Raw genomic sequence first — 12,517 nt, forward strand, 5'->3', positions numbered from 1 at the left:
TTTGTCGAGCCTGTCAGCCCTGCGGCGGTTTGGCCGCAACCGCTATGTCGTTGGCCTCGAAGGCGCGTGGACCATCGGTGAAGACGACGTCGATCGTCTCCGGAGCGCCTTTTGCGCCACGCGGTCGGTCCACCACCTTGACCTCGAAGACCAGATTGCCGTCCCGCCAGGCCGGGGCGGCCGGCTCGTCGAAATACCAGCCTTCGGGGCCCCGCACGAAAAGATCCGGCGTTTCGGTTGCTCCGGCGTATTCGGCGGTGATCGTCAGCACATCGCCCTTGGCATTGGCGACGACCGATCGGATTCGGCCGATATCGCCGGATCGATCCGGCAGGGCCGAGAAGGCCGCGGCGACGGTGGTCGCGTCGGCGGCCGCGTCGCTCCCGCCGGTGAGCTTCGCCTGCACCGGAATGCAGATTTCGGCACAGACACCGAGCAGGATCTGCGCTTCGATCGGTCCGATCGTTGCGTCCGGCTCGGGCGCGAGTTCGAAGACGATCGACAGCGGTTGCTTGTAGCCGTTGGCGCGACTGAAATCCTCGCCCAGGCGATGCGGGGCGGGGAAGCGCAGCTTGGCTGTGCCGAGTCCGCTGGTTTCGGAAAAGTCGATCGTGGGCGGGATGCCGGAGGCGCCGGGGTCGATCCAGTAGGTCTTCCAGCCTGGCGCGAGGTCGACGACCAGCGCACCACGAACCGTGCCGTCCGGCATGGCGGTCTCGCGCGCCAACCTTATCGTGACCTGATCCGTCGCCAGCGTCGCGCCGTCGCTCGCGGCGTGGGTTTCGCCGGCCAGAAGAGCGAGGCCAAGCACGCCGGCAAGGCCATATGCCATCCGGATGGTCCGTATCATGATCGGTTCCACTCCTTCGTCCTGCCTGTACAAACGCGCGAAGCCGTGCGCGGTCAAGCGTGGATAGACCCGACGGCGGACCGCCCGCCATTCAAAATAACGAGAAGAGGGAATTTCCACCCAGAGACGTGGCCCACTTGCTCTGGTCTAATCGTCCGAATGATGAGAACCTTTGTGACGACATCCGGGCACGACATGTGGTTGGCATGAATATGGATCACGACATCGGACACGATAGCATCGATACCACGCTCGAGGGGCATTTTCTGATCGCCATGCCGGGCATGGAGGACGAACGCTTCGTGCGCAGCGTCATCTATCTCTGCGCCCATTCGGCGAATGGGGCGATGGGCTTCATCATCAACAAGCCGCAGCCGGTCAGTTTTCCAGCCCTTTTGACCCAGCTCGGCATCGTCGCCAGCGAGACGGACATCCACCTGCCGGAGAAAGGGCTGGAGGTCTCAGTCTGCATGGGCGGCCCGGTGGAAAAGGGCCGAGGCTTCGTGCTGCATTCGGACGATTACGATTCCGACTCGACCGTGCCGGTGGACGACCGGATTTCGCTGACCCCGACGCTCGATATCCTCAAGGCGATTTCGCAAGGCATCGGCCCTCGCACCGCGATCATGGCGCTCGGTTATGCCGGCTGGGCGCCGGGGCAATTGGAAAACGAGATCGCGGCGAATGGCTGGCTGACCTGCAAGGCCGATCTCGGCATCGTCTTCGATAATCAGCTCGACCAGAAATACGGCCGCGCCCTGGCCTTGCTGGGGGTCGACGCGGCGTTCCTGGCCAGCGATGCCGGCCACGCCTAGAGCATCGGACGACAACCGCTTCACGCTTTTTCGCGTCCCGCGCGGATCCCGCCGGCGCGTCAGCTGGCCCGTTTCAACCCGACCATGTGATCGTGCAGCGCCTTGCGCGCCTGCTCCGCCGTCAGTGGCTGCGAGAACATGAAGCTCTGGGCGTATTCACAGTTCAGCTGACGCAGCAGGACGAGGTCGGAATCGCTTTCCACGCCTTCCGCGACCACCTGCAAGCCGAGGTCATGGGCCATCGTGACGATCGAGTGCAGGATGATCGGGCGTTGCGGCTGGCTGTTGTTCTTCAGGAACGACTGGTCGATCTTCAGCGTGTCGAAGGGAAAGCCCATCAGATAGGCGAGGGAGGAGTAACCGGTGCCGAAATCGTCCAGCGAAAGCCCGACGCCGAGGCTGCGCAGCCGCGTCAGCAGTTGCGCCGAGCGCTCTGGATTGTCCATCACGATCGATTCGGTGAGCTCCAGCTTCAGGCTCCCCGGCGGCAGGCGGTAACGCTCCAGAACCGTTTTGACGTCGGCGATCAGATCCTGGCGAATGAGCTGCCGGCTGGAGATGTTGACCGACATGAACAGCTTCTGGTTCCCGGTCATTCGCTGCCAGTCGCTCAGTCGCCGGGCGGCTTCCTCGAGGGCAAACTGGCCGAGCTGGACGATCAGGCCTGTACTCTCGGCGATTGGCACGAACTCGGTTGGCGAGATGGCGCCGCGTCTCGGGTGCTCCCACCGCAGCAGCGCCTCGAAGCCGGCGGTTTCCTCGCCGTCGAGCCGGATGATCGGCTGGAACGCCAGCGACAACTCTTTGCGTTCGAAGGCGCGGCGCAGGTCCGATTCCACTTGCAGGCGGCCATAGCCGGCGCTGCGGTAGGAGGGCCGGAACGGCTCGATGCGGTCGCCGCCGCCCCGCTTCGCCTCGTACATGGCGAGTTCCGCCTCCTTGAGCACCTCGTCCGGGCTGGATGACTCCGTCCAGCCGGTCAGGCCGATCGCGCCGGTTAGCACGATCTCCCGGTTGGCGAAGGCGATCGGCGCCTTGATGCCGTCGCGCAGCGTCTCGGCGAAGGCCGCGACGGCCCCGACCTCGGTCTGCGACAGCAAGATCAGCCCGAACTGGTCGCTGCCCAAGCGGGCGAGCGAGTCCTCGGGCTTCAGCAGGCGCTTCAGCCGCCGTCCCAAGGTCAGCAGGATGGTATCGCCCGTGGCGATGCCGAAATCGTCGTTGACCTGTTTGAAGCGGTCGAGATCGATCACGAAGATCGTCGGATGCACGTCGGGGCGGGTTGCCGCGAGAACGCCGATTGCATCCAGCCGGTCCTTGAACAGCTCGCGGTTCGGCAGTCCGGTCAACTGGTCGTGCAGCGCGTCGTGCAGCAACCGCTCCTCGGCCTTCTTGCGCTCGGTCACGTCCTTCAGCGTTCCGACGCAGCGCGCAACCTCGCCGTCGCTGCCGAGGACCGGGCGCGCGCGCAGCGCCATCCAGTGATAGTGGCCATCTTCGTCGCGTAAACGGAATTCCTGCGAGATGCGCCCGCGGCGGTGTTCCAGGATGGTGTCCAGCGTCATCCTGAAACGATCGCGGTCGTCGGGGTGGAGGATCGGCAGCCAGTCCCGCGCCGGGCCGTTCATCGACGCGACCGGCATGCCGGCGAGGGCGTCGCCGTCGGCGCCGGCGAAGATGCGGTCGCGGCTGACGTCCCAATCGAAGATCGCGTCGCCGGTGCCCGCCAGCGCCAGCGAGCGCCGTTCCATGTCTGACAGAAGTCCCTGCGCGAAGCCGCCGCCGGCGAAGGCATGCTGCATCACCGTGAAGCCGATGAGCAGCACGATCAGTACCAGGCCGCCGCCGAGCGCCGGCTGGATGATGTCGTTGTCGATGCGGCCGGTCGTCGTCATCCACCCGGCGACGAGCCATAGCAAAATGAGGCACCAGGTCGGGATCAGCATGATCGCCCGGTCGAAGCCCTGGGCGGCGAGCGTCGCGATCAGCCCAAGCCCGACAATGGCGGTGGCTGCGAGCGACAGGCGGGCAATCCCTGACGCGATCACGGGATCGAAAGCGGCTACGGCCCCCAGCGTTCCGAGCGCGGCGAGCCACAGCACGGTAAAGATCGACAACAGGCCGTGCCAGCGGTTGAGGTTGAGGTAGGCATACAGGAAGACGACCAGCGTGAAGGCGAGGGCCACCTCCGTTCCGGCGCGCCACATTCGTTCCTGGCCCGGCAGGACCGGCACGAGTTTCTGCCAGAAGTCGAAGTCGATGCAGATATAGGCGAGCACGGCCCAGGCGAGTGCGGCCGTCGCGGGAAACATCGCCGAGCCCTTGACCACGAACAGGATCGTCAGGAACACCGCGAGCAGGCCGGAAATGCCGAGAACGATGCCGCGGTAAAGGGTAAAGGCGTTGATCGTGTCCTTGTAGGCGTTGGGCTCCCAAAGCCGGATGTCCGGGAGATTGGACGCCGTCAGTTCGGCGACGAAGGTGACGATCGCTCCCGGATCGAGGGTCACCAGAAAGACGTCCGCGTCCGAGCTCGGTTGGCGTTCCAGGGCGAAGCCCTGTGAGGGCGTGATCGAGGCGATGCGCTGGGATCCGAGATCCGGCCAGACGATGCCCGATCCGACGAGACGGAAATGCGGCGCCACGACGAGGCGGTCGATCTGCTCGTCGCCGTTATTGGCAAGAGCGAAGACCGCCCAATTGCCCGAGGCGTCGGGCGAATTCGCCTCGATCTCGATCCGGCGTACGATCCCGTCGGCGCCTGGGACGGTCGCCACCTGGAAACTGCGTCCCTGGTCGCGATGGATGTCGACCGCGGGTTTCAGGTCGATGGCGGTATCGTCGCGCGAAATGCTGACCGGCTCCAACGCCCGCGATGGTACCGCGGTCACGAAAGACGCCAGGACGAGCGCGATCAGCGCGAGAATCAGTTTCCCGGACGGGAGTGTGGATCGCATAGCCGTTCGCGAAGCCTTCTTGCGTCTCTGCGTCACAGCCATGCCGCGATCATTCCGCGGGTAGGGCACAGAGCCGTTCCCTGGACCTCGATCGCGACCATTCTTCGGCGAGCAGAGAGTAAAGATAGTGGTCCTCCCACCGCCCGGCGATTTTCAGGTAGTTTCGCAGATGACCCTCGCGCGTGAAACCGCATTTTTCCAACAATCTTATCGACCGGGTGTTGGACGGCAGGCAGGCGGCCTCGATGCGATGCAGCCCCTGCACGTCGAAGGCGAACAGCTTCATGAGATCCACCGCGCGCGGCATCAGACCGGAGCCCGCATAACGCTCGCCCATCCAGTAGCCCAACGTGCCGGACTGCGCGACCCCGCGCCGGATCTGGCCGATGGTGGTGCCGCCGTACAGGGTTCTGCCTTCCGCGTCGAACAGAAAGAAGGAGAAGCTGGTGTTTTCGCGCGCGTCCTGACTGTAGCGGCGAAGGCGCAGGCGATAGGCCTCCCACGACAATTCGTCGGCCGTCCATAACGGCTCCCACGGCTTCAGGAATTCGCGACTGTCGCCTCGCAATGCTCGCCAGGCCGCGTAGTCGCCGCGCCGGGGCATGCGCAGCAAGATCCCGTCGCCTTCCAGGCTCGGAAGCTGCGGTCCAGTCAGATGGTCGAGAATGCTCATTGCCCGCGTCAGTGACCTGCGGCGACCAAGGCCTCGGATCCCGTTCGATTATTGAGGCGGGCGACGATCTCGCCCGTGCCCGGCAGGCGCGATACCGGGCCGATGGCGGCGAGCGTCGGGGTCTGGCCCATGAACAACCGCTCGGCGAGGTCGGACAGGCGCGGCGCCGTGATCGCGTCGAGACGTCCGATCAACTCCTCATTGGCGATCGTCGATCCGTTGAACAGAAGCTGGCGAGCGATCTGCGCCGCACGGGAGGCAGGGCTCTCCTGCGACATCAACAGGCTCGATCGCATTTGCGCGCGGGCGCGCGTCACCTCCACCTCGGTGATCCCGGCCGCTGCATTGAGGAGTTCGTCGATGATCACCGGCGCGAGCTCGGCGAGTTCCGCCTCGCCCGTCGCGGCATGGACGCCGAAAATGCCGGAATCGGAAAAGCTCCAATGGAAGGCGTAGATGGCGTAGCAAAGGCCCCGCCGCTCGCGCACTTCCTGGAACAGCCGCGACGACATTCCGCCGCCGAGAATCAGCGACAGCACCTGCGAGGCGTAGAAATCGCGGGCGTAGTAGGGACGCCCTTCGAAGCCGAGGACCATCTGCGCGTCCATCAGGTCGCGCTCCTGGCGAAACTCGCCGCCGGTATAGGCGGCTGGCGTCCGCGGTTCCGAGTGCAGCGGCAGGGGCGGGGCCGCGCTCGATCCGAACGCGGCTTGCACCTGGTCCACGATCGCCTGGTGCGAAACGGCGCCCGCTGCCGAAACGATCATCCGGTCGGGCGAATAGTGCCGGGACAGATAGGTCCGCAAATTCCCCGGATTGAAGGATTTGACCGTTTGCCGCGTGCCGAGGATCGGCCTGCCAACGATCTGGCCGCGATAGGCCGCTTCCTGGAAATGGTCGAAGACGATGTCGTCCGGCGTGTCCTCGGCCGCGCCGATCTCCTGCAGAATCACTTGTTGCTCGCGTTCGAGCTCCTGCTCGTCGAAGCGCGAGTCGATCAGGATGTCGGTCAAAATGTCGAGCGCCAGCGGCACGTCGTTTTTCAGGACACGGGCGTAATAGGATGTCGTCTCGACGCTTGTCGCGGCGTTGATTTCACCGCCGACGTCCTCGATTTCCTCGGCGATCTGGCGGGCGTTGCGCCGATTCGTGCCCTTAAATGCCATGTGCTCGAGCAAATGGGCGATGCCGTGCTCCTCGGGCGCCTCGTCGCGGGCGCCGGCCTTCACCCAGATGCCGAGGCAGGCGCTTTCCAGATGCGGCATGGTCTCGGTGGCGATGATCAGTCCGTTCGAGAGCTTCGTGATGTCGACGCTCATGCTTCGGCTCCCTGACTGACGGCGCGCGATCGCGCGAGAATATAGTCCTGGACGGCGCCGATCTCGTTCGGCAAACGGTCCAGCGTCTCGCGCTTTTGCATGAGGTCGGCGTGACTGGGCGGAAGCGCCGGCGAAATGCCCGTTGCCCGTTCTATCGCGGCCGGGAATTTGGCCGGATGGGCGGTGCCGAGGGTGATCATCGGCTCGGGGCCGAGGCGGGTTTCCGCAACACCCACGCCGACGGCGGTGTGCGGGTCGAGGAGATAGGCCGTCGTCGTCAGCATCCGCGCGATCGTCTCGGCGGTTGCCGGTTCGTCGGTCGCCCCGGCGTCGAATTCCGCGCGGATCGCTGTCAGAACCGGTTCGGGAAGGGTGAAGCTGCCGGATTGGGACAGTTGCTGCATCAGTCGCCGTACCATCTCGCCATCACGTCCGCTCGCCTCGAAGATCAGGCGCTCGAAATTGGATGAAACCTGGATGTCCATCGATGGCGACATGGTGGCGTGGACGCCGGTGGTCTCGTAGCGGCCGCGATCGAGCGTGCGAACCAGGATGTCGTTCTGGTTAGTGGCGATCACCAGCCGCTCGATCGGCAGGCCCATGCGCTTGGCACCATAGCCTGCAAAGATATCGCCGAAATTGCCGGTCGGGACGGTGAAGGAGACTTTCCGGTCCGGCGCTCCGAGGCTGGCCGCGGCGGTGAAATAATAGACGATCTGGGCCATGATCCGGCCCCAGTTGATCGAGTTGACGCCCGAGAGAGCGACCGTCTCGCGGAATCGGCGGTCGTTGAACATCGCCTTGATCAGGGCCTGGCAGTCGTCGAAGGTTCCGTCGACGGCGACGGCATGGACGTTGTCGGCGCCGGACGTGGTCATCTGGCGCTGCTGCACCGGTGAGACACGCCCATGCGGGAACAGGATGAAAATGTCGGTCCGTTGGCTTGCGGCGAAAGCCGCGATCGCCGCTCCTCCGGTGTCGCCCGAGGTCGCGCCGACGATGCTGGCGCGCCGCTTCCGCTGGCCGAGCACATGGTCCATCAGGCGCGCGATGAGCTGCATCGCGATGTCCTTGAAGGCCAAAGTCGGGCCGTGGAACAGTTCCAGCACGAAGTGCGAGGGGCCGATCTGGACGAGGGGGGCGACCGCCGGATGTGGGAAGGTCGCGTAGGCCTCCTCCACCATCCGTTTCAGATCCGCGGCCGCGATATCGTCGCCCACGAAGGGGGTGAGGATGTCGAAGGCTACTTCGGCATAGGGGCGTCCGGCGAAACCGCGAATGGTGTCGGCGGACAGGACCGGCCAGGTCTCGGGCACATAGAGCCCACCATCGCTCGCGAGACCTGCCAGCAGGGCGTCGGCGAAGCCGAGCACCGGCGCCTCGCCCCGCGAACTCACATATTGCACATCGTCTCCACTTCGCTTCGGATCGGAGCCGCCCGTGATCGGGACGACCGGTTTGTCGGTTGTCCGTCTGGCATGGCTTCGATCAGTCGCCTATCCGTTCACGGGCTGATATAGAACGGCACGCCACAATAAGGGAAGAACCGACTGATGCATATGGTGATCGCCGCGAGGGGTCTGGCATTCGGCGGCGCGCTGGCGCTACTGTCGGCCTGCTCATCGACGAATTCCGGCGCCGATCTCGCGGGTAACGCGCCGCCGGCAGCGTCCCTAGCCGCCGCGCAGGGAACCGAGGCGCGGTATTGTCCGAATGTGAGCCTGCGCGAGGGAACCGCCATTCTGACCAAGAAGGTCGGCGACGACGTCGATTATGTGGCGTCCGTGACCGACACCACGCGCGACTGCCGGATCGTCGACGGAAAATTGCGCATGAAGATCGGCATCGCCGGAAGGGTGATGCCCGGACCGGCGGCGACGAACCGGACCGTGTCGCTGCCGATCCGGATCGCGATTCTCAACGGTGAGGACGTGATCTATTCCCGGCTCGGCAAAACCAGCGTGCCGGTCACGCCAAACGCGGGCGCGCAGACGTTCGTCTATGTCGACGAGGCGATCGCGATCGATCAGGCATCGGCGCGAAGCGTCGTGATCTATGCGGGTTACGACGAAGGGCCGGCGGGATAACGCTCCGCCATCAGGCGTCTTGCCAACTCGCAAAGGCGGTGACGACCGCGGGGAAATCCGCCAGCCGGCTGATCACCGTCTCGGCGCCGGCTTCGCTCAGGGATTCGGCATGGCCGAGATGGGTGTGGCGTCCGCCGGTGAAGCCGACCACCCGGCAGCCGGCGGCGGAAGCCGCCGCGACGCCATGGACGGAATCCTCGATGACGATCGCCGCGCGTGGCGGCACCCCGAACGTTTCGCAGGCATGCAGAAAGACGTCCGGCTCCGGCTTGACCTTCTGGGTACCCACTTCCGGCGCGCTGAAGACGTGCGGATGGAAATAATCCCAGAGGCCGACATGCTCGAGTTCCAGCTCCAGCCGCTGCGATGACGAGTTCGAACAGATGCAACGGGGCAGCGTGATGAGATCGAGAGCGGTCCGGGCCCCGGCGATCTCCTCGACGTCGCTGCCAAGCCGCCGATCGATTTCGGCATCGATGCGGGCGGAAAAGTCGTCCGGGAAGCGGGTTCCGGTCTCGGCGGTCAGCCGCTCCATGACCAGCTGCCAGGTGAGTCCGGCATAGCGGGTGGCGAACTCCGCGGCGTCGACCTCGATGCCGTGCTCGGCCAGCATCTCGGTTTGAACCGCGGCGGCGATGATTTCCGAATCGACCAGCACACCGTCGCAGTCGAAGATCACCAACAAAGGTTCGGACATGAAAGGCTCCGGCGTATCAGATGGTTGGGTCATGCGCCCGATCCCGGAAAGCCGTATCGGGGCCGGCGACCGGCAAGCGCCGGCTCCGTTACCACGGGGCGCCGGAAACGACAAAGCCCGGGTTTCACCGATTATTTACGCCGTTCGGTAACCATGTCCTCGGTTTGATGTTTTTGCGTAACCGGTGGTGAAGATGATTAGCAAGCGTTCCGCGTCCTTGGCGACTGTGCGGGTCGAGCAGCCCGACTGGCTCGATCGGATCCATCAGGGGCACTGCGTTGCCCGCATGGAGGCGCTGCCGGCGAACTCGATCGACGTCATCTTCGCCGATCCCCCCTACAATCTGCAATTGGGCGGCGACCTGCATCGCCCCGACCAGTCGAAGGTCGACGCGGTGGACGATGCCTGGGACCAGTTCGAGAGCTTCCAGGCTTATGACGCCTTCACCCGGGCCTGGCTGCTGGCGGCGCGCCGGGTGCTGAAGCCGAACGGCACGATCTGGGTGATCGGCTCCTACCACAACATCTTCCGCGTCGGCGCCTCGATGCAGGACCTCGGCTACTGGATGCTCAACGACGTCGTTTGGCGCAAGACCAACCCGATGCCGAATTTCCGTGGCCGGCGCTTCCAGAATGCCCATGAAACGATGATCTGGGCATCCCGCGACGCGGACGCGAAGGGCTACACCTTCAACTACGACGCCCTGAAGGCGGCGAATGACGACGTGCAAATGCGCTCCGACTGGCTGTTTCCGATCTGCTCCGGGGCCGAGCGGCTGAAGGACGAGGCGGGACGCAAGGCCCATCCAACGCAAAAGCCCGAGGCGCTGCTGGCGCGGGTCATTCTCGCCTCGACGAAGCCCGGCGATGTCGTCCTCGATCCGTTCTTCGGCACCGGCACCACGGGCGCCGTCGCCAAGCGGCTGGGTCGCCACTTCGTCGGCATCGAACGCGAGGACGCCTATATTCGCGCCGCCGAAGCCCGGATTGCGGCAGTCGAGCCGCTGGATGCCGCGGCGCTCAAGATGACGGGCGGCAAACGGGCGGAGCCGCGGATTCCGTTCGCCAGCCTTCTCGAGGCCGGCCTTGTCGCGCCGGGCACCGAACTCACCGACGCGAAAGGTCGCTGGACGGCACGTGTCCGGGCCGACGGAACCATCTCTATCGGCGAGGACGCCGCGTCGATCCATCGGATCGGGGCGAAGGTTCAAGGTCTCGACGCCTGCAATGGCTGGACGTTCTGGCATGTGCGCTCGGGTGAATCGCTGACCCCGATCGACGCGTTGAGACAGCGCATCCGCGACGGACTGGGCGCTGTCAGCGTTTGAGTCCGATTAGTCCGCCGGGGCTGAACGTGACGGGACCGGCAGGCCGAGGGCGACGAGTTCGTGGCGAAGCTGCTCGCCATCCATGAAGTGGATCGCCTGCCAGCCAGCCTGGCGGGCGCCGTCGACATTCGGCGCGCTGTCGTCGATGAAAACCGTTCTCGCCGGGGCGATGTCGAAGCTTGCCGCGTGGTGGTCGTAGATCGCGCGGTCCGGCTTGATCAGCGCGATGTCGCCCGAGACGGTCACGCCCCGCGTTTCCGTCAGGAACGGGAATTTCGCCTGCGCCTCGCGAAACGTGTCCGAGGCGAAATTGGTCAATAGGGTGACATCGACACCGCAGGCGATCAGGCCGCGCAGGATCGCCACGCTCCCCTCATAGGCATGCGGCACCATCCGGTGCCAGTTGCGGCGAAAGGCGCGAATCTCCGCGGCCATCTCGGGATGACGATCGATCGCTTCGGCTTCGGCCTCCGGCCACGGCCGGCCGCGATCCTGTTCGAGGTTCCATGCGTGCGAGCAGACCTCGCTCAAGAAGAACGCCCGGCGGTCGTCGTCGGAATGATCTGGCGAAACGGAATGTGCGGATCGTAGTGGATCAGCACCTTGCCGATGTCGAAAACGACATGCGTGACGGTCATCCGGTTCTCTTTCTTGACGGTTTTGGCGCGGTCCCGTCGGCAAGCGCGCGGACGAGCACCTTGTGCATAAGCGTGGGGAGCGCCTCGCTGTCGCGCGTGGCCTCGTGCGACCACCATCCGGCGATGGGCGGATCCTGCGTCAGTTCGGCCCGGTAGACTTCGAGCTCCAGGCGGAAATGCGTGAAGGCGTGGGCGATCATGCCCTGGAATTGCCAATTCGCCGCGAATGGCGCGGCCTTGGCGCCGGTCGCTCCGTCGGCGCGGGCATGCCACTCGGTCGTCGGCGGTTCGCTCATGCCCGCAAGCATGCCGCTACGGGCGCGTTGGCGCAGCCAGACAGCGCCGTCCGCCGGCCGCACGGCGACGAAGGCGGCGCCTTTTCGCTCCGGCGTGGCCGCTTTGGGCTTCTTGACGGGAAACTGCTCCGCGCGACCTTCGGCCGCAGCCCGGCAGTGGGCGCGGAGGGGGCAAAGGATACAGGCGGGACCGGTAGGCGTGCAGACGGTCGCGCCGAGGTCCATCATGGCTTGCGCGAAGTCGCCGGGGCGCCGATCCGGCGTCAGTGCCGCGACGTGGCCGCGAATCGTCTTCCGCGCCCCCGGCAGTGGCGCCTCGATCGCGAACAGCCGCGTGACGACCCGTTCGACATTGCCGTCGACCACGGCTGCCGGCTCGTCGAAGGCGATCGCCGCGATCGCGGCTGATGTGTAGTCGCCGATGCCGGGTAGCATTTTGAGTTCGGCCGCGCTGCGGGGAAAGCCGCCGGCGAAGGTTTCGGTGATGGTCCTGGCGCAGGCGTGAAGGTTGCGGGCGCGGGCGTAATAGCCGAGGCCCGCCCACTCGCCGAGTACATCCGTTTCCGGGGCGGCGGCGAGGTCCTCAACCGTCGGCCAGCGATCGAGGAAGCGGGCGAAATAGGCTTTCACCGCCGCGACCGTGGTTTGCTGCAACATGATCTCCGAAAGCCAGACGCGATAGGGCTCCGGCCTTATTCCAGCCGCGCGCTCTTGCGGCGAAACGCGCCACGGCAATTTTCGGGCGTGACCGTCGTACCAGGACAGAAGCGGCTCGGCGATGGAGGGAAGAACGCTGTCCGAAGGGGTCGGTGGATCTGGCTTGAGCATCGACTGAGCTTGCCTTGACATTGCTTGATG

10 protein-coding genes and 1 pseudogene are annotated in these 12,517 nt (G+C 65.3%); 3 read left to right on the forward strand and 8 right to left on the reverse strand.

Translation table 11 applies throughout. The features are described 5' to 3' along the window. Positions 1 to 13: 13 nt before the first annotated feature. Positions 14 to 850, reverse strand: a complete 837-nt coding sequence (locus VQ045_RS05520) for a protein-disulfide reductase DsbD domain-containing protein (RefSeq protein WP_331829404.1) — start codon at positions 848 to 850, stop codon at positions 14 to 16. 212 nt (positions 851 to 1,062) lie between these two features. On the opposite strand from VQ045_RS05520, the gene VQ045_RS05525 reads away from it, so the two are divergent. Beyond that, positions 1,063 to 1,665, forward strand: a complete 603-nt coding sequence (locus tag VQ045_RS05525) for a YqgE/AlgH family protein (protein ID WP_442872837.1) — start codon at positions 1,063 to 1,065, stop codon at positions 1,663 to 1,665. Between the two features lie 59 nt (positions 1,666 to 1,724). Here VQ045_RS05525 and VQ045_RS05530 read toward each other — a convergent pair whose 3' ends face one another. The 4 genes from VQ045_RS05530 to thrC form a co-directional block, all read right to left on the reverse strand. Next, positions 1,725 to 4,622 (reverse strand): EAL domain-containing protein, encoded by a 2,898-nt coding sequence (locus tag VQ045_RS05530; protein ID WP_327622310.1) that lies wholly within the window; start codon positions 4,620 to 4,622, stop codon positions 1,725 to 1,727. Between the two features lie 49 nt (positions 4,623 to 4,671). Beyond that, positions 4,672 to 5,226: a GNAT family N-acetyltransferase gene (locus VQ045_RS05535; protein ID WP_442873792.1), complete on the reverse strand. Its 555-nt coding sequence runs from the start codon at positions 5,224 to 5,226 to the stop codon at positions 4,672 to 4,674. Positions 5,227 to 5,303: 77 nt separating this feature from the next. Beyond that, positions 5,304 to 6,614 carry a M16 family metallopeptidase gene (locus VQ045_RS05540; protein ID WP_331829405.1) on the reverse strand — a complete coding sequence of 437 codons (1,311 nt, stop codon included), beginning with the start codon at positions 6,612 to 6,614 and terminating at the stop codon, positions 5,304 to 5,306. Further along, positions 6,611 to 8,020 (reverse strand): threonine synthase, encoded by a 1,410-nt coding sequence (gene thrC / locus VQ045_RS05545; protein ID WP_331829406.1) that lies wholly within the window; start codon positions 8,018 to 8,020, stop codon positions 6,611 to 6,613. Before thrC ends, VQ045_RS05540 begins: the two co-directional genes overlap by 4 nt. Before the next feature lie 147 nt (positions 8,021 to 8,167). Here thrC and VQ045_RS05550 point away from each other — a divergent pair, with 147 nt between their 5' ends. After that, a complete protein-coding gene (locus tag VQ045_RS05550) occupies positions 8,168 to 8,701 on the forward strand; it encodes a hypothetical protein (protein WP_327622306.1) in 534 nt (177 codons plus the stop codon). 10 nt (positions 8,702 to 8,711) lie between these two features. On the opposite strand, the gene VQ045_RS05555 is transcribed toward VQ045_RS05550, so the two are convergent. Beyond that, entirely contained in the window at positions 8,712 to 9,398 is a 687-nt protein-coding gene (locus VQ045_RS05555; RefSeq protein ID WP_327622305.1) for an HAD family hydrolase, read from the reverse strand. Between the two features lie 193 nt (positions 9,399 to 9,591). On the opposite strand from VQ045_RS05555, the gene VQ045_RS05560 reads away from it, so the two are divergent. Continuing rightward, positions 9,592 to 10,725, forward strand: a complete 1,134-nt coding sequence (locus VQ045_RS05560) for a site-specific DNA-methyltransferase (RefSeq protein ID WP_327644900.1) — start codon at positions 9,592 to 9,594, stop codon at positions 10,723 to 10,725. Positions 10,726 to 10,731: 6 nt separating this feature from the next. Here VQ045_RS05560 and VQ045_RS05565 read toward each other — a convergent pair. Beyond that, positions 10,732 to 11,363: pseudogene (locus tag VQ045_RS05565) on the reverse strand (HAD family hydrolase). Beyond that, on the reverse strand, positions 11,360 to 12,487 hold the full coding sequence (gene mutY, locus VQ045_RS05570; RefSeq protein WP_327622302.1) for an A/G-specific adenine glycosylase: 1,128 nt from the start codon (positions 12,485 to 12,487) through the stop codon (positions 11,360 to 11,362). The pseudogene VQ045_RS05565 and the gene mutY overlap by 4 nt, the downstream one beginning before the upstream one ends. Positions 12,488 to 12,517 lie beyond the last annotated feature (30 nt).

The organism is Aurantimonas sp. E1-2-R+4, assembly GCF_036549515.1.
Classification (GTDB): domain Bacteria; phylum Pseudomonadota; class Alphaproteobacteria; order Rhizobiales; family Rhizobiaceae; genus Aurantimonas; species Aurantimonas coralicida_A.

Bases quoted from the DNA above. Each gene is read 5' to 3' on its own strand.
- VQ045_RS05550 (WP_327622306.1), top strand. From the start codon at position 8,168: ATGCATATGGTGATCGCCGCGAGGGGTCTGGCATTCGGCGGCGCGCTG.
- VQ045_RS05560 (WP_327644900.1), top strand. From the start codon at position 9,592: ATGATTAGCAAGCGTTCCGCGTCCTTGGCGACTGTGCGGGTCGAGCAG.
- VQ045_RS05535 (WP_442873792.1), bottom strand. From the start codon at position 5,226: ATGCCCCGGCGCGGCGACTACGCGGCCTGGCGAGCATTGCGAGGCGAC.
- VQ045_RS05525 (WP_442872837.1), top strand. From the start codon at position 1,063: ATGGATCACGACATCGGACACGATAGCATCGATACCACGCTCGAGGGG.
- VQ045_RS05555 (WP_327622305.1), bottom strand. From the start codon at position 9,398: ATGTCCGAACCTTTGTTGGTGATCTTCGACTGCGACGGTGTGCTGGTC.
- VQ045_RS05540 (WP_331829405.1), bottom strand. From the start codon at position 6,614: ATGAGCGTCGACATCACGAAGCTCTCGAACGGACTGATCATCGCCACC.
- VQ045_RS05530 (WP_327622310.1), bottom strand. From the start codon at position 4,622: ATGCGATCCACACTCCCGTCCGGGAAACTGATTCTCGCGCTGATCGCG.
- VQ045_RS05520 (WP_331829404.1), bottom strand. From the start codon at position 850: ATGATACGGACCATCCGGATGGCATATGGCCTTGCCGGCGTGCTTGGC.
- mutY (WP_327622302.1), bottom strand. From the start codon at position 12,487: ATGCTCAAGCCAGATCCACCGACCCCTTCGGACAGCGTTCTTCCCTCC.